Source organism: Vibrio sp. 10N.286.55.E10, from assembly GCF_002872555.1.
GTDB classification, from domain to species: Bacteria; Pseudomonadota; Gammaproteobacteria; order Enterobacterales; family Vibrionaceae; genus Vibrio; species Vibrio crassostreae.
The window spans coordinates 1-17,623 of sequence record NZ_MCSD01000013.1 but is presented as its reverse complement, the minus strand read 5'-3'; the positions used below and the strand labels follow the sequence as shown (position 1 = coordinate 17,623).

The 17,623-nt window shown below is 44.6% G+C and carries 11 protein-coding genes, 6 tRNA genes and 1 rRNA gene; 6 read left to right on the top strand and 12 right to left on the bottom strand.

The window, feature by feature from the left end; all coding sequences use genetic code 11:
• Positions 1-2: 2 nt before the first annotated feature.
• The 8 genes from BCV39_RS09560 to BCV39_RS09525 all read right to left on the bottom strand — a co-directional run bounded on the left by BCV39_RS09560 (position 3) and on the right by BCV39_RS09525 (position 6,198).
• A complete protein-coding gene (locus BCV39_RS09560; protein ID WP_008218600.1) occupies positions 3-980 on the bottom strand; it encodes an ABC transporter permease in 978 nt (325 codons plus the stop codon).
• A 178-nt stretch (positions 981-1,158) separates the two neighbouring features.
• A complete protein-coding gene (locus tag BCV39_RS09555) occupies positions 1,159-2,712 on the bottom strand; it encodes an ABC transporter substrate-binding protein (protein WP_102432228.1) in 1,554 nt (517 codons plus the stop codon).
• A gap of 94 nt (positions 2,713-2,806) precedes the next feature.
• Positions 2,807-4,534, bottom strand: coding sequence for an ABC transporter ATP-binding protein (locus BCV39_RS09550; protein ID WP_019826573.1), 1,728 nt, complete (start codon positions 4,532-4,534; stop codon positions 2,807-2,809).
• 1,057 nt (positions 4,535-5,591) lie between these two features.
• Positions 5,592-5,668, bottom strand: a tRNA-Pro gene (locus tag BCV39_RS09545).
• Between the two features lie 55 nt (positions 5,669-5,723).
• A tRNA-His gene (locus BCV39_RS09540) sits at positions 5,724-5,799 on the bottom strand.
• 44 nt (positions 5,800-5,843) lie between these two features.
• Positions 5,844-5,920: transfer RNA gene (locus BCV39_RS09535), tRNA-Pro, on the bottom strand.
• Between the two features lie 76 nt (positions 5,921-5,996).
• Positions 5,997-6,072: transfer RNA gene (locus tag BCV39_RS09530), tRNA-His, on the bottom strand.
• A gap of 49 nt (positions 6,073-6,121) precedes the next feature.
• Positions 6,122-6,198: transfer RNA gene (locus BCV39_RS09525), tRNA-Arg, on the bottom strand.
• Positions 6,199-6,496: 298 nt separating this feature from the next.
• Here BCV39_RS09525 and BCV39_RS09520 point away from each other — a divergent pair.
• Complete coding sequence (locus BCV39_RS09520) at positions 6,497-6,910, top strand: cytochrome c5 family protein (protein ID WP_017069626.1); 414 nt, start codon at positions 6,497-6,499, stop codon at positions 6,908-6,910.
• Positions 6,911-7,007: 97 nt separating this feature from the next.
• On the opposite strand, the gene rep is transcribed toward BCV39_RS09520, so the two are convergent.
• The gene (rep, locus tag BCV39_RS09515) at positions 7,008-9,026 is read right to left on the bottom strand and encodes a DNA helicase Rep (RefSeq protein WP_102431906.1); all 2,019 of its coding nucleotides are present in this window, start codon (positions 9,024-9,026) and stop codon (positions 7,008-7,010) included.
• A 180-nt stretch (positions 9,027-9,206) separates the two neighbouring features.
• On the opposite strand from rep, the gene BCV39_RS09510 reads away from it, so the two are divergent.
• The 4 genes from BCV39_RS09510 (at position 9,207) to BCV39_RS09495 (ending at position 14,418) form a co-directional block, all read left to right on the top strand.
• Positions 9,207-9,788: a TetR/AcrR family transcriptional regulator gene (locus tag BCV39_RS09510; RefSeq protein WP_017629442.1), complete on the top strand. Its 582-nt coding sequence runs from the start codon at positions 9,207-9,209 to the stop codon at positions 9,786-9,788.
• 18 nt (positions 9,789-9,806) lie between these two features.
• Positions 9,807-10,913, top strand: a complete 1,107-nt coding sequence (locus tag BCV39_RS09505; protein WP_102431908.1) for an efflux RND transporter periplasmic adaptor subunit — start codon at positions 9,807-9,809, stop codon at positions 10,911-10,913.
• 11 nt (positions 10,914-10,924) lie between these two features.
• Positions 10,925-14,047, top strand: coding sequence for a multidrug efflux RND transporter permease subunit (locus BCV39_RS09500; protein WP_102431909.1), 3,123 nt, complete (start codon positions 10,925-10,927; stop codon positions 14,045-14,047).
• A 119-nt stretch (positions 14,048-14,166) separates the two neighbouring features.
• A complete protein-coding gene (locus BCV39_RS09495) occupies positions 14,167-14,418 on the top strand; it encodes an accessory factor UbiK family protein (RefSeq protein ID WP_009848085.1) in 252 nt (83 codons plus the stop codon).
• Positions 14,419-14,692: 274 nt separating this feature from the next.
• On the opposite strand, the gene ilvC is transcribed toward BCV39_RS09495, so the two are convergent.
• Positions 14,693-16,177, bottom strand: coding sequence for a ketol-acid reductoisomerase (ilvC, locus tag BCV39_RS09490; RefSeq protein ID WP_048661257.1), 1,485 nt, complete (start codon positions 16,175-16,177; stop codon positions 14,693-14,695).
• Between the two features lie 146 nt (positions 16,178-16,323).
• Here ilvC and ilvY point away from each other — a divergent pair, with 146 nt between their 5' ends.
• Positions 16,324-17,214: an HTH-type transcriptional activator IlvY gene (gene ilvY / locus BCV39_RS09485; protein ID WP_048612410.1), complete on the top strand. Its 891-nt coding sequence runs from the start codon at positions 16,324-16,326 to the stop codon at positions 17,212-17,214.
• Between the two features lie 125 nt (positions 17,215-17,339).
• Here the strand turns inward: ilvY and BCV39_RS09480 are convergent.
• Positions 17,340-17,430 (bottom strand) — tRNA-Ser (locus tag BCV39_RS09480).
• Between the two features lie 69 nt (positions 17,431-17,499).
• Positions 17,500-17,615 (bottom strand): 5S ribosomal RNA (gene rrf / locus BCV39_RS09475).
• Between the last annotated feature and the right edge of the window lie 8 nt (positions 17,616-17,623).

The window sequence follows — 17,623 nt, the reverse complement described above, 5'->3', positions numbered from 1 at the left end:
GGTTATGCTCCTTTCCCTGTAATGTTCACTGTTGGGTTAATGATGCCGTAAAGCAGGTCAACAATGGTGTTCGTTACTACGAAGATCAGGCCAACGAAGATAACGTATGCGGTAATCAGTGGTGTATCCACTCGGTTAATCGCTTCAAGGAATAGGAAGCCGGTGCCCGGCCACTGGAATACAGTTTCAGTAAGAATGGTGTAAGCCACCATAGTACCGATTTGAACACCACCTACCGTTAATACTGGCAGCATTGTGTTTTTCAAAGCGTGTTGGTAGTAAATCTTGTTCAGCGCTAGGCCTTTTGCTTTACCAAACTTGATGTATTCAGAGCTAAGAACCTCTAGCATTTCAGAACGTACTAGACGAATGAATAGCGGCAGCATGATAGATGCTAGAGCAATACTCGGCAGTACTAAGTGCGCAAGGCCATCTATCGTTAAGAAGCCAGACTCCCAACCAAACCAGTTTGCGGTCTCACCACGTCCAAACGACGGCAGCCAACCTAACTCAATAGAGAATACATACATCAACATGATTGCGGTTAAGAAAACAGGCACAGAAATCCCGATACTACTGCCCGCCATCACCAGTTTAGTGAAGAAGCTTTTTGGGTGTATTGCAGAATAAACGCCAAGTGGAATCGACAGACAAACAATGATCAGAGAAGCGCCGAACACAAGTTCAAGCGTTGCGACTAGTTTATCTAAGATTACGTCCACAGCAGGGCGTTTAAAGAAATATGAAGTACCAAGATCACCTTGTAGAGCTGCGCCCACAAAGCGAGTGTATTTTGTAATGAAGGGATCATTTAAGCCGAGTTCATCACGCAGCGCTTGACGCTCCGATTCTGAAACAGATTGACCGACTAACTCACGCAACGGGTCGCCCAGGTTATCCTGAATGGCAAACGCCACCAAACTGATCACAAACATCACTATCAGTGCCTGAAACAGGCGCTTGACCAGAAACGTAACCATTCCTTGCCCCTTATCTATCCATGACTATCTAATCGAAATCCGCGACTAGATAACAAAATTCAGTCTTAAAAAAGGTATTTAGCCAGACTGAAGGAAGACCAAATACCGAAACTTAAATCTATTTCTTAATAATTTGAGAGCCTGAAAAGCTTCAGGCTCTCGATTCTAGCAAGCTAGATTATTTTACAACTAGGTCGCCGAAGTAAGGCATAACCATTGGGTTTACTACGTCTGCTGCACCTACGTTAGACTTCGCGCCCCACGCTTCACTTTGCCAGTGTAGCGGTACGAATGCTGCGTCGTTGTACAGTGTTGCTTCAACGCCTTTCAGCATTTCAGCACGCTTAACTGGGTCAGTTTCAGTGTTAGAAGCTTCTACAATCGCATCCATTTCTGGGTTTGAGTAACCAGAACAGTTGTATTGACCACGGCCAGTCTCTTCGTTACGAGTCATAGTTAGGAACTCGTTGAAGTTAGCTGAATCTTCAGTATCTGAGTGCCAGCCGATCATCATCATGTCTGCTGAACATAGGTCAAACTCAGGCCAGTACTGTGCTTTAGGCATAGTCTTAAGATCAACTTTGATACCAATCTTAGACAGCATTGCCGCAGACGCTTGCGCTACTTTCGCATCGTTCACGTAACGGTTGTTTGGTGCCATCATAGTTAGCGTAAAGCCATCTTCGTAGCCCGCTTCTTTCATCAGCTTTTTCGCTTTTTTCAGATCGTAACGAGGAACTAGGTCTTCGTTGTGACCCGCGTAGCCTGTTGGGCTTTGCTGACCAGCGGCTGTTGCGAAGCCTTTCATGATTTTCTTAACGATACCTTCGTTGTTGATTGCGTGAACAATCGCCTGACGAACGCGAACATCTTTTAGAGCTTCGTTGCTGTTTTGGTTCATTTGGAACGTGATGATACGAGTACCAGGTAGCGTTACTAGATCGATGTTCTTAGCGTTTTTAACACGCTTGTGATCGTTTGGTGCTACTGGGTGAATCATATCAACGTCGCCAGAAAGAAGTGCTGCAACACGTGTCGCGTCTTCTTTGATTGGCACAAGTGTTAGCTTGTCTACGTTACCTTCAGTTTCTGTATCCCAGTAATCGTTGAAACGTTCGAACGTTACTTTAACGCCTTGCTCACGCTGCGTTACGATGAAAGGACCAGTACCTGAAACGTTAGTCGAAGCAAACGAGTTACCGTGCTTAACTAGCTCAGACTTGTCTTTACCTTCCGCTGTTTGGCCAGAGTAGAACTTGCTGTCCATTGGGAAGATGTAAGTTGCTGTTTGTAGTACTAGTGGGTAAGCCGCTTTTGATACTAGCTCAACTGTGTAGTCATCCACTTTTACCATTTTTTCGTATGGCGTGAAGATAGACTTAAAGTCTGGAGAAGCTTGTAGACGTTCAAAAGTCCACACAACATCATCAGCAGTCAGTTCGTTACCAGAGTGGAATTTCACACCTTTACGTAGGTTGAAACGGAAAGTCGTTTCATCAACACGCTCCCAGCTAGATGCTAGGCGGCCTTCAAAATCCATCTCTTTTGTGAAACGTACTAGAGGGTCAAACACCATGTGAGACATTTGCAGTGTGCCACCAGACAGCTGCTCGTGCGGGTCAAGTGATACAGGGTCAGCTGCGTAGCCAACGGTAATATCTGCTGCTGCTGCACTAAAGCTTAGGCCAGCTGCCATTAAAGCTACTGCTAATTTGCTTTTCATGGTTTTCATTGCATAACTCCTTCATGCGGGAATCCAGATCCCTAGTTGTTGTATTTGCGTCTGTTTATTGTTTTTAGCAAGCTAAACTCCAGCCTGCTGATTTTTATACCGCGGCTTGTGCCACTGCTTTTTCTTCTCTTAAACCTGTAAATTCAGGCATTAAAGAAATTAGGTGTTTGCTGTACTCATGCTGAGGCGATTGGAATAGCTGCTCGGTTGGCGCGACTTCCAATAGTTCTCCCATTTGCATCACACCAACACGGTCACACATTTGGCGAATAACCGGTAAATCGTGACTGATGAACAGCATGGTTAGGTTTAGCTCATCTTGTAAGTCTTTTAGTAGGTTAAGGATCTGAGCCTGTACCGACACATCCAGTGCCGAGGTAGGTTCATCACAAATCAAAAGACGAGGGCGAGTTGCCAAAGCGCGAGCGATAGAAATACGCTGACGTTGGCCACCTGAGAATTCGTGTGGGTACTTAACCCCGGCCATTACGCCTAAACCAACGTGCTCTAGCAGGTCGTTCACGATCTGACGAGTTTCATTCTCGTTACGCGTAAGTTTATGGAATCGGATAGGTTCAGCAATGATGTCGAATATCTTCATTCGAGGGTTCATTGATGTGTAAGGGTTTTGGAAAACCATCTGCATTTGACGACGCATAGGGCGACGTTCTTTTTCAGATTTAAGACCAGTAAGATCAACGCCTTCAAACGTTACCTTGCCTGAATTCGGTGCGTACAAGCCAGCAATCACACGAGCAATCGTTGATTTACCTGAACCTGATTCACCTACTAAGCCAAACGTCTCACCTTCATGCACTTCAAAGCTCACGTTGTTTGATGCTTGAACGTACTCACGACGACTCTCAAAGAAAGAATCTTTGGTGGTAAAGCGTAAGTGCACGTTTTCAACATTCAACAATGGGCCAGTGTAATCACGGTGATCTTGGCTTTGGCCTAACCAGTGGTTTTTCACATCTAGAGGCTCCATCTCGTGCGCTTCTTCGATGTAGCTCACAAGAGGGAAACGATCAAGTTTACGGTCTGAACGTGGAACCGCTGAGATAAGACTGTGTGTGTATGGGTGTTCAGGAGTACCAAGGACTTTCGCCGTCGGGCCAAACTCAACTAAGTCACCACGATACATAACGGCTACGCGGTCGGTAACGTTTGATACCACGCCCATGTCGTGCGTGACCAACATACAACCTACGTTTTTCTTAATACATAGATCGCGAATCAAACCTAAGATTTGATCTTGAATAGACACATCCAGTGCCGTCGTTGGTTCATCTGCGATGATAAGGTCAGGTTCACCAGCCAATGCGATCGCGATAACCACACGCTGACGCATACCGCCAGAGAACTGGTGTGGGTACTGCTTTAAACGGTTTTCAGGTTGTGGGATACCCACTTGGTTCATCAAGTCTAATGAACGCTGGTAGGCTTCTTGATCCGAAACCTTCATGTTGGCATGAATCGTCTCTTTTAACTGCTGTTCTACTGTGAATAGAGGGTTAAGAGACGTCATTGGATCTTGGAAGATAAAACCAATCTTTGAGCCGCGAACAGAACGCATCTGTTCAGGAGATAAGCCAGAGACTTTTTCGCCATCCAGAAATACCTCGCCGCTAGCAATGCGGCCGGGAGGGCTCAGCAAATCGATCACAGCATTACCTACTGTTGATTTACCTGCACCAGACTCGCCTACAACACCAACGATCTCACCACGTTCGATGTTGAACGAAAGCGATTTAACTGCGGCGTGAACTCCATGACGAGATGGGTATTCGATACGAAGATTTTTTACTTCTAAAAGTGACATTACCAGACCTCTACTGCTTTGGCAGCTTTCTGCCCTGTCTGCAAAATTGAATCCATTCTTACCAGAATATTGTTCTGATATTTTATACGGTTGACAATTTGGCAAATAATTCACAGAAAAGCAACAAAAATAGGATAAAAAGTCGACATTAAACGCTTAGCAAGCAAAAGTGCCACATAACTATTCACCCAGAGAGCATATAGTAAGAAAAATCAACATTATATTATCGGCAAGAAATACTCACAAACTCCTTACCACTGCTTACTTGTAGAGTTAAACCTGTGCTTCAAAGCAGATCTCACTACCATTCAATAAAAACAAATAATTATTCCAAAAAAACAATTAACACTATAGAAACAAACGCTAACTTTGTTAATTTAAACAAATAAAACAACTAGATACACGCCAAGTAACCATACATTTAACCATTTGTATTTTTTTGATAAATACAAACCAGAGAAACGAAAGGCTTAATAAATCTGAGGAGTTTTGAACGACCAAATGCGTAGAAAGCTGTCAAATACATGGGTTAGTGAGCAGATTAAGGGCCAAATTCAACTTTTCACAAAAATCTCTAGACCAGACCTATTAATTTGTCGAATTATTGAGTGGTTATTTTATATAAAATTAGATATAGATCTTTCCGTTTGATAAATGAACTACCTCCATACAGACGTAATAATCGAGGAGATCGAAGGTGGGATTCTTGCTTCTAAAAGGAGTTTATTAAAGAGGAGCGAGTCGAACTGGACCAATTCAACACTGTGAGAAGCAATAATTGAAGAATACTGACACGACATATGCAACAAAGCCCATAATTTCTGATGATGCTTCTTAAGTGAGCGGTGAAGATACATTCTTTGAACATCAGGCGAACCCATTTGGGTTCCTATCTAGTGATCTACAGATGAAAAAAAAGCTCATCATTTCTGATGAGCTTTCATAAAGGCGGTCAGTGAAGAGACATCCTTTGAACATCAGGCGAACCCCACTTGGGTTCCAACCTGTGATCTACAGATGAAAAAAAGCTCATCATTTCTGATGAGCTTTCTTAAGGTGGTCGGTGAAGAGGGATTCGAACCCCCGACCCTCTGGTCCCAAACCAGATGCGCTACCAAGCTGCGCTATTCACCGAGACATTTCGTTTGATTTCTCAAACTGGGAACTTCAAAGAAGTTACCAAAATTAATGGGGTGGCTAACGAGATTCGAACTCGCGACCACCGGAATCACAATCCAGGGCTCTACCAACTGAGCTATAGCCACCACTAATTTTTTATATAACCGCTTAAAAGCGATTATTGAAATAGTGGTCGGTGAAGAGGGATTCGAACCCCCGACCCTCTGGTCCCAAACCAGATGCGCTACCAAGCTGCGCTATTCACCGACTAATTTTGTATCGATTCTTGGGATAGTGAATCAACACAGGAAGCCGAAGCTACCGATATTTTATAAAGAAAGAATGGGGTGGCTAACGAGATTCGAACTCGCGACCACCGGAATCACAATCCAGGGCTCTACCAACTGAGCTATAGCCACCATTATTTCTTTTGTGCCAATTTCTCACTTACCGAAGTAAGAGACCGGATGGCGCGCCTGAAAGGATTCGAACCTTCGGCCTTTGGCTCCGGAGGCCAACGCTCTATCCAGCTGAGCTACAGGCGCATGCCCTGTCGGCGGAGTGGAATAATACGTATATCACCCAATGCCGTCTAGTACTTTTTTAACTTTTTTTTCTGTTTGGTCTCTTTTTCGACAGTTAATATGTGATAAACCCCTTATTTGAGTACTACAACCCGCCACAGCTTATAAGTTGTTGTTTATTGCAACAACTTATCGGGATATAATCACCCATTATTTACATTGGTTTAACAGTTGCTCTTTGCTGGTTAAAGCCAAAACACCCTTCCAACACTATAAATTGGTAAGCATGTACTTACCTTGGGAATGTAAAGTGAGTTTAATGGATATGTCTCGTCGAATTTTAAGCGTTGTCATCGCAGTTTTAACCTTTTCAACTGGCGCAATGGCTGCAGGCCTTAGCGAAGCGGAGCAAGATGCAATTGCTGAACGCATCAAACCAGTTGGCCAAGTTTACCTAGTCGGCAGCGAGCCAGTAGCCGCAGAACCAACAGGCCCTCGTGATGGCGCAGCAGTTTACGGTACCTTTTGTATCGCTTGTCACGCATCTGGCGTAAGTGGCGCACCTAAAACAGGTGATGCTGGAGATTGGGGCCCTCGTATTGCTCAAGGTCGCGACATCCTAGCTGACCACGCAATCAACGGTTTCAATGCGATGCCAGCGAAAGGTTCATGTATGGACTGTTCAGACGATGAAATCAAAGATGCTATCGAGCACATGATTGCCGGTCTGTAATTTACCGATCTGTAATTAAAAATGCCAGATTCAAAAAAGGTGACCTCATGGTCACCTTTTTTATTGGCTTATAATATAGTGCTATTAAAGCTGAGCTTTATTTCTTGTTGAACATCGCACGAATATTGGCAATGTGTGCCTGCCCTTTTTCCATTCTTTCTTCAGCGGATTGAGGCTTCTTAACGCTTTCCCACTCCACATCATCGTGCGGCAGCTCATCAAGGAAGCGGCTTTGTGTTGGCTTTATTAATTCACCATATTGACGACGTTCACGACACTTAGTAAAAGTCAGCTCTTTCTGCGCTCGAGTAATCCCCACATACATAAGACGACGTTCTTCTTCTACGTTGCCTTCATCAACACTGGTTTGGTGCGGCAAGATGCCCTCTTCTGCTCCCATCAGGAATACATACGGGAACTCTAGGCCTTTCGATGCATGCAATGTCATTAATTGGACTTGATCTGCATCGTCATCATCCTCACCACGCTCCATCATGTCGCGCAGCGTTAAACGTTGAACCACCTCGCGCAGGGTTTTCTCTTCTTTGTCGTAATTGTCACCCTCAAGATCGGCCACAATCCAACTATAGAGATCAGAGACGTTCTTCATTCGCATTTCAGCGGCTTTCGGGCTCGCTGAGGTTTCGTACAACCAATCTTCGTAGTTGATGTCACGAACCAAAGAACGAACGGCTTCAACCGTATTACCACGCTCTGCATTGTCTGAGATACGAACAATCCAGTCACCGAAGCGGCGAAGATTTTCTAAACCACGCCCGGTCAGTGTCTGCTCTAAGCCCATCTCAAAACTGGCTTCAAACAGACTCTTACCACGCATATTGGCGTAACTGCCTAATTTCTCAAGCGTCACCGGACCAATCTCACGACGCGGTGTATTTACAATACGTAGGAAAGCGTTGTCATCATCAGGGTTCACCAACACACGTAAGTAAGCCATGATGTCTTTAATCTCAGCTCTAGCGAAGAAAGAGGTACCACCAGAGATCTTGTAAGGCACGCGGTTCTGCATCAGCGCTTTTTCTATCAAGCGAGATTGGTGGTTACCACGGTAAAGCACTGCGTAATCTTTGTATTCAGTACGGTTCAAAAACTTGTGCGCGATGATCTCGCCAGTAATACGCTCTGCTTCATGCTCTTCATTCTTAGCATTCAGTACCTTAAGCTTTTCACCGTCCGGGATCTCTGAGAACAGTGATTTTTCATAAACGTGTGGGTTGTTAGCGATCAAGATGTTCGCCGCACGTAAGATTCGACTGGTTGAGCGATAGTTTTGCTCGAGTTTGATCAAGCGAAGGTTCGGGTAGTCTTCACCCAGCAACACCAAGTTTTGCGGTTTTGCGCCACGCCATGAATAGATAGATTGGTCATCATCACCTACTACCGTCAAACGACCACGCTCTCCTACTAGTAAACGAACCAACTCATACTGGCTGGTATTGGTATCTTGGTATTCATCGACCAGTAAATAGCGGATACGCGACTGCCAGCGCTCACGCACTTCTTGATTAGTTTTCAGTAGTAATACCGGCATCGCAATCAAATCATCAAAATCGAGCGCGTTGTATGCCTTCATCTGTTTCTGGTACATCTCAAAACAGAATGCAAAAAGCTGTTCTTGTTCGCCTTGAGCTCGAGCTTTCGCCTGATCTGGCGTCAGCATGTCATTCTTCCAATTCGAAATCGCACTCATCAATGCACGCAATAAATCTTTATCGCCATCGATCTGTCTCTCTGTTAGCTCTTTTAACAGAGCTAACTGGTCTTGGTCATCAAACAGAGAGAAGCCAGCTTTTAAGCCCAGTGCTTTGTACTCGCGACGAATAATAGTTAGGCCCATGGTGTGAAACGTCGAAACAATAAGTCCTTTCGCTTCCCCTTTACCCAGAGTTTGTCCAACACGCTCTTTCATCTCACGTGCCGCTTTATTGGTAAAAGTTACCGCTGCAATATTACGCGCCTTATAGCCACACTCTTGAACCAAGTAAGCGATCTTATTCGTGATAACACGTGTTTTACCGGATCCAGCGCCCGCTAATACTAAGCAGGGCCCCGAAACATATTTCACGGCTTCATCTTGTCTTGGGTTCAGTTTCATTTGGTTCTCAATTTGGTCTAGAGGAGCGAATTAAATTGCGCGCTTATAATAATGCTGCAACACCTCGAATGCTACGTTCTCTTATACAAGATTTTTACGCTGCTTGTGTAAAACTTTGTTGCACATGTGTGTGGTTCTTAGGCTATAATGAATGAACGTTCATTCACTGGTGATGGAATAATGACAACTCATGCACCTCGGGATAAACGCCAGCAAATACTTTCTGCAGCTGAAAAGCTAATTGCAGAGGTCGGTTTCCAAGGCCTTTCAATGCAAAAATTAGCCAAAGAAGCGGGAGTGGCTGCAGGCACTATCTATCGCTACTTCGATGATAAAGAGCACTTGATAGAAGATGTTCGAATGCTCGTGACTCAAAGAGTAGCTGATGCTGTTCAAGAAGGGGTTAATGATTCGGATCCAATTAAACAACGCTACCGTACTATGTGGTTGAACATATGGAACTTAGCAGGAACGAATTTAGCCGCAATAAAAAATCGAGTTCAGTATGACTCTCTACCCATCACAAATAGCCTAAACTTCAGGGAACTAGAACGTAAAATGTTTGCCCAAGTTGAGCTGCTATTTAATGAGGGGAAGGAACAAGGATTGTTTAAACCACTTAACAATGAAGTATTAGGTGGATTGAGCTTGGCGGCTAGTGTTTCTCTAGCACGCAAGCATTCTTTAGGATTTTACCAACTTGATGAGGCAGAACTAGAATCTGCAATCGAAGCCAGTTGGGACGCAATAATTAAACACTAGATCGGAGTTTTGACCATAATGAAAAAGTGGACTTTCTTCATGTTACTCATCGCTGTACTACTTTTCGGCAGCGTTATTGGGTTTAACATGTTCAAACAACAAAAAATTGCTGAGTATATGGCCAACCGCCCTGAACCAGAGTTTCCAGTAACGGTAACTGAAGTTCAGCCGATCGACTGGGTTCCAGTGATTGAAGCTATCGGCTTCATCGAACCTAACCAAGGTGTGACACTAGCGAACGAGACCAGTGGTGTTATTGACCAGATCTCTTTCGAGTCAGGTACTGATGTTAAGAGTGGTCAGCAACTGGTGCGTCTTGATTCTGACGTAGAGAAAGCAAACCTAAAGAGTTCTGAAGCTCGTTTGCCTGCTGCGAAAGCAAAATACAAGCGTTACCAAGGTCTATTCAAGAAAGGTTCTATCTCTAAAGAAGCGTACGATGAAGCAGAAGCGAACTACTTCTCTCTATCTGCTGACATTGAAAGCCTAAAAGCATCGATCGAGCGTCGTGAAATTCGCGCGCCATTCGACGGTACTGTTGGTATTCGTAACGTATACCTAGGCCAATACCTACAATCGGGTACCGATATCGTTCGTTTAGAAGATACCAGTGTGATGCGTCTGCGCTTCACAGTTTCTCAAACAGATATCTCTCGTATCAATGTTGGTCAGGCTATCGACATCTTTGTTGATGCTTACCCAGAGACACCGTTTGAAGGCTCTATCAGTGCAATTGAACCAGCTGTAAGCATCCAAAGTGGTCTTATCCAAGTTCAAGCAGACATTCCAAACAATGATGGCAAGCTTCGTAGCGGTATGTTCGCTCGCGCTAACATCATTCTGCCTAAACTAGAGAACCAAGTAACTCTGCCTCAAACGGCGATTACTTTCACTCTATACGGTGACAATGTTTACATCCTGACTGAAGAAGACGGCATTCAACGTGTTGCTCAACATGTTGTAAAAGTAGGTGAGCGTACAGCTGATATTGCACACATCCTTGAAGGCGTTAAAGCCGGCGATACGGTTGTAACTTCTGGCCAAGTACGTCTAAGTAACGGTGCCAAAGTTAAGGTTGTTGAAAGTGATGCAATCACTCCACCATCTGAAACACCTAAGCTGTAACTGGAGGCACAATGCGCTTTACTGATGTTTTTATTAAACGTCCAGTTCTAGCGGTATCCATCAGCTTTTTGATTGCGCTGCTTGGCTTACAAGCAATCTTCAAAATGCAGGTGCGTGAATACCCTGAAATGACGAATACCGTCGTAACCGTAACCACGAGTTACTACGGTGCAAGTGCCGATCTTATCCAAGGCTTTATCACCCAGCCCCTCGAACAGGCTGTGGCTCAAGCGGATAACATCGACTATATGACTTCTTCTTCTGTGCTCGGTAGTTCTACTATTACCGTGAACATGAAGTTGAACACCGACCCGAATGCGGCGCTGTCTGACATACTGGCCAAGACTAACTCGGTGCGTTCTCAGCTTCCTAAAGAAGCCGAAGATCCAACCGTAACCATGTCTACCGGTTCAACGACAGCTGTACTCTACATTGGTTTTACCAGTGATGAGTTGGTGTCGAGCCAAATTACCGACTACCTAGAGCGTGTAATCAACCCGCAACTATTCACGGTAAATGGTGTATCTAAAGTCGACCTTTATGGTGGTATGAAATACGCACTGCGCGTATGGCTAGATCCATCAAAAATGGCAGCTGTTAACCTAACTGCTACTGATGTTATGTCGGTATTGAATGCCAACAACTACCAGTCAGCGACAGGTCAAGCTACTGGCGAATTCGTTCTTTATAACGGCAGTGCCGATACACAAGTATCAAACACTGAAGAGTTAGAGAACTTAGTCGTTAGAAGTGGTGAAGGTGAGATTATCCGTCTGTCTGACATCGCTAAGGTTTCTCTAGAGAAAAGCCACGACGTTTATCGTGCAAGTGCGAACGGTCAGGAGGCGGTTGTTGCAGCAATTAATGCGGCACCAAGTGCGAACCCAATCAACATCGCTGCAGATGTACTTGAGCTTCTTCCTCAGCTAGAGAAGAACCTTCCAAGCAACATCTCAATGAACGTAATGTACGATTCAACCATTGCGATTAACGAGTCAATTCAAGAAGTTATCAAGACAATTCTTGAAGCGGCATTAATCGTATTAATCGTAATCACATTGTTCTTAGGTTCATTCCGAGCGGTACTGATCCCTATCGTTACTATCCCACTATCTCTGATTGGTGTGGCAATGGTAATGCAGGCGATGGGCTTCTCTTGGAACCTGATGACACTACTGGCAATGGTACTCGCCATCGGTCTGGTGGTAGATGATGCGATCGTGGTACTTGAGAACGTCGACAGGCATATCAAGCTCGGGGAGTCCCCTTTCCGCGCTGCGATCATCGGTACTCGCGAAATTGCGGTTCCTGTTATCGCAATGACACTAACGTTAGGTGCGGTATACGCTCCAATCGCGATGATGGGCGGTATCACGGGCTCGCTATTTAAAGAGTTCGCATTGACCCTAGCCGGTTCTGTATTTGTATCAGGTATCGTTGCACTAACGCTATCACCAATGATGTGTTCAAAAATGCTAAAAGCTCACGCTGAGCCGAGCAAGTTTGAGCAGAAAGTTCATAGCGTTTTGGATGGCATGACTAACCGTTACGAGCGTATGCTTGGCGCGGTTATGAACCACCGTCCAGTGTTCATAGGTTTTGCGATCATTGTATTTGCAAGCTTGCCGATGCTGTTTAAGTTCATCCCTAGTGAATTAGCGCCTTCAGAAGATAAAGGTGTAATCATGCTGATGGGTACGGCACCATCTAATGCGAACTTAGACTTCATGCAAAATACCATGAACGACGTAAACAAGATTCTGTCTGATCAGCCAGAAGTCGCTTACGCGCAGGTGTTCACAGGAGTTCCTAATGCAAACCAAGCGTTTGGTATTGCATCTATGGTTCCTTGGAGTGAGCGTGAAGCAAGCCAATCTGAGGTAGCAAACCGCGTTGGTGGTTTGGTGAAAGATGTGCCTGGAATGGCAGTAACAGCCTTCCAAATGCCAGAGCTACCAGGTGCGGGTTCGGGTCTTCCAATTCAGTTTGTTATTACAACACCAAACAGTTTTGAGAGCTTATTCCAAATCACCACTGACATTTTGACTGATGTAGCGACAAACCCACTATTCGTATACTCGGATCTCGATCTGAACTACGACTCAGCAACGATGAAAGTACACATCGACAAGGATAAAGCGGGCGCATACGGCGTAACCATGCAAGATATCGGTATCACGCTAGGTACCATGATGTCAGATGGCTACGTAAACCGTATCGACTTGAATGGTCGTTCTTACGAGGTTATCCCTCAGGTTGAACGTAAATTCCGTTTGAACCCAGAATCGATGAATAACTACTACGTACGTGCTGCGGACGGTAATGCTGTCCCATTAGGCAGTTTGATTACGATTGATGTTGTGGCAGAGCCTCGCTCTCTTCCTCACTTCAACCAATTGAACTCAGCTACGATTGGTGCAGTACCTGCTCCAGGCGCTGCAATGGGTGATGCAATTGCATGGTTTGAAGACACGGCGGCGAATAAGCTTCCAAGTGGCTACAACCACGATTACATGGGTGAAGCACGTCAATACGTAACTGAAGGTAGCGCACTTTACGCGACCTTTGGTCTAGCACTGGCTATCATCTTCTTGGTACTAGCGATTCAATTCGAATCTCTGAAAGATCCATTGGTTATCATGGTATCTGTACCACTGGCGATCTGTGGTGCCCTAATAGCTCTGGCTTGGGGTGCGGCAACAATGAACATCTACTCGCAAGTAGGTTTGATCACCTTAGTCGGCCTAATTACCAAGCACGGTATCTTGATCTGTGAAGTTGCAAAAGAAGAACAGTTGCATCATCACAAGACTCGTATCGAAGCGGTAATGGAAGCTGCGAAGGTTCGTCTTCGTCCAATCCTGATGACAACAGCTGCGATGATCGCGGGTCTAATCCCACTGATGTACGCAAGTGGTGCGGGTGCAGCTCAGCGCTTTAGTATTGGTATCGTAATCGTTGCTGGTCTAGCGATTGGTACTATCTTCACGCTATTTGTACTGCCAGTGATTTACAGCTACTTGGCTGAAAAACACAAGCCTCTACCTGTATTTGTAGAAGACAAAGACCTAGAAAAGCTAGCTCGCATCGATGAAGCAAAAGCGGCACACAGAGAATTAGCTGATAATAAGTAATCGCTAAGTCGTATTAACAATAAAAAGGCTACTTCGGTGGCCTTTTTTTATACGCCATAGGCGACATCTCAAGTGTGATTAAATAGAATAGTGGTAAATATTCAGGAGTTTTAATTGATATGTTTGATCCAAAAAAACTAGAGCAGATTGCTAAGCAGATCCACGATTCTATGCCTCAACCAGTAAAAGAGCTTGGTTCAGACGTAGATCAAAAAGTTCGCCAAGTTATCCAAGGCCAACTAAACAAGCTAGACGTTGTGAGCCGTGAAGAGTTTGATGTTCAAACACAAGTACTGCTTCGCACTCGCCAAAAGCTAACTGAAATGGAACAAAAGCTAGCTGACTTAGAAGCAAAGATTGCCGATAAGTAAGCGCAAAGCAAGAAAACTGAAAGGGTTGGTGTGAAAACGCCAACCCTTTTGTATTTCTGAGGATCAATCAAGACCTGAAAGTCGACGAAGACTGATCAAGCAATGTTCATTTGATTGATTTTTAAGACTTTGTTACTAAAAGCAAAAAGGCTTGGTCAACGGCGACCAAGCCTTTTTATTAGATGTTGTGTTGCTTACTTATAACTCCAACCTGTAAGGAGTTAGTGATACTGCTTCGCTTTTTCTGCAAATTTATCAGTATCTAAGCGACTAATTAACCGCCTACAGCGATACGCTTCATGTCGCTCATGTAGCTACGTAGCTCTTCACCAATGTACTCTACAGGGTGGTTACGGATAGCTTCGTTTACTTCAATTAGCTTAGCGTTATCCACTTGGTTAGATGCTTCACCTAGACCGCGGCCGATTACGTCAGTTGCTACTGAAGGCATGAACTTCTCACGTAGTAACGGTGTTGCTACATTAGCGAATAGGTAGTTACCGTACTCAGCAGTATCTGAGATTACAACGTTCATTTCGTAAAGACGCTTACGAGCAACTGTGTTTGCGATTAGTGGAAGCTCATGTAGAGATTCGTAGTAAGCAGACTCGTCTATGATGCCTGATGCAGTCATAGCTTCGAATGCTAGCTCAACACCTGCACGAACCATAGCAACCATTAGGATACCGTTGTCGAAGTACTCTTGCTCTGAGATTTCTACGTCAGAAGCTGGGTAGTTTTCGAATGCCGTTTCGCCTGTCTCTTCACGCCAGCCTAGTAGGTTCACGTCATCGTTCGCCCAGTCAGCCATCATAGTGCTCGAGAAGTGACCAGAGATGATGTCATCCATGTGCTTGTTGTAAAGCGGACGCATTAGGTCTTTAAGCTCTTCAGAAAGCTCAAACGCTTTAACTTTAGCTGGGTTAGATAGACGATCCATCATGTGAGTTACGCCACCAAACTTAAGTGCTTCAGTGATCGTTTCCCAACCGTACTGTAGAAGCTTGCCTGCGTAGCCAGGTTCGATACCATCAGCAATCATCTTCTCGTAAGATACGATAGAACCCGCTTGTAGCATGCCACAAAGGATAGTTTGCTCACCCATAAGGTCAGATTTAACTTCCGCAACGAAAGAAGACTCTAGGCAACCTGCACGGTGACCACCAGTACCTGCAGCCCAAGCTTTAGCGATATCCCAGCCCTCACCTTTAGGGTCATTCTCTGGGTGAACAGCAATCAGTGTTGGTACACCGAAACCACGCTTGTACTCTTCGCGAACTTCAGAACCAGGACACTTAGGAGCAACCATTACAACCGTAAGGTCAGAACGTAACTGCATGCCTTCTTCAACAACGTTAAAGCCGTGAGAGTAACCAAGTGCAGCACCTTCTTTCATTAGAGGCATTACAGTTTCAACAACATTTGTATGTTGCTTGTCTGGAGTAAGGTTGATTACTAGGTCTGCTTGAGGGATTAGCGTTTCGTAGCTACCTACAACAAAGCCATTTTCATCAGCATTTTTGAATGATTGACGCTTCTCATCAATTGCTGCTTGGCGTAGAGCGTAAGATACGTCTAGACCAGAATCACGCATGTTTAGACCTTGGTTTAGGCCTTGAGCACCACAACCAACAATTACGATTTTCTTACCTTCAAGAAATTCAGCTTCTGTCGCGAATTCTTCACGATCCATAAAGCGGCAACGACCTAGTTGGTCTAGTTGTTCACGAAGGTTTAATGTATTGAAATAGTTAGCCATTGTAGGGCACTCCTTTAAAAATAAGTCCGTAAGGTCGATATCTCTCTATCGAATGACTTCATACTAAAACAGACACTCCGTTGCTGAAAGTGATATATTCACAATTAGTTATTGCAATAAATGCAACATGGAAACGATCACAGAACATGAACATAAAATCTCTACAATTATTTATACATTTATGTGATAGCAAGAGTTTCAGCAAAACAGCTGCTGCTATGCACGTCAGTCCTTCAGCGCTAAGCCGTCAGATACAAAAGCTTGAAGAAGAAACGGGGCAAGAATTGCTTATCAGAGATAACCGCAGTGTTGATCTCACTCCAGCAGGAAAGCATCTATTGCCAGTAGCATTAAGCATCGTTGGAGAGTGGCAGCAATACAATCTTCATTTGAAAGGTGGAGAGCAAGAGCTTAAAGGTGAGATCCGTATATTTTGTTCAGTAACAGCTAGCTACAGTCACTTACCTGAACTAATTACTGAATTCAGAGCCATTCACCCGTATATTGAATTCAAGCTCTCTACGGGCGATCCTGCTCAATCTATCGACAAAATATTAAATGATGAAGCGGATATTGCTATCTCGGCGAAGCCGGACATCCTTCCTTCAAGGTTAGAATTCGAAACGATTAGCGATATACCACTATCCGTCATAATTCCATCAGGTGTCAGCAGCTTTAGCCAGCAACTTCAGTCTGACAAGCCAAACTGGAATGAAGTGCCTTTTATCATCCCTGAAGCGGGTACGGCGCGTGAACGTGCCAATGCATGGTTCAAAAAGATGAAGATAAAACCCAACATATACGCGCAAGTTTCAGGCCATGAGGCGATAGTGAGTATGGTGGCGCTAGGTTGTGGGGTAGGAATTGCACCTGATGTGGTGATTAACAATAGCCCTGTAAGAGATAAAGTCGACCGCTTAAAGATAGAACCCATCAAACCCTTTGAGTTGGGTGTTTGCTGCAAGAGAGCACAGTTAGAAAACCCATTAATTAGAGCATTTTGGCAGGTCGCCGAAGGAAAATATCTGCAAGACTAAAGAATATATAAGTGGTAACAAACGGGGATAGAGTCACAGATAAAGAGCACGTTAGTGCTCTTTTTGTTTTTCTAAACGACAGATATGAAAAAAGCCCGCTGATTTCTCAGCGGGCTTTTCAATGGTGGTGGAGGGATAGGGATTTGAACCCTAGAACCGCTATTAACGGTTGCCGGTTTTCAAGACCGGTGCTTTCGACCACTCAGCCATCCCTCCAACAAATTGTCATCAACAGATTTGTGCACTGTTGAGGTTGTTACTTGCTATGCAAATAACGAAATTAAAGCCTGGCGATGTCCTACTCTCACATGGGGAAGCCCCACACTACCATCGGCGCTATTGTGTTTCACTTCTGAGTTCGGCATGGAATCAGGTGGGTCCACAATGCTATGGTCGCCAAGCAAATTTT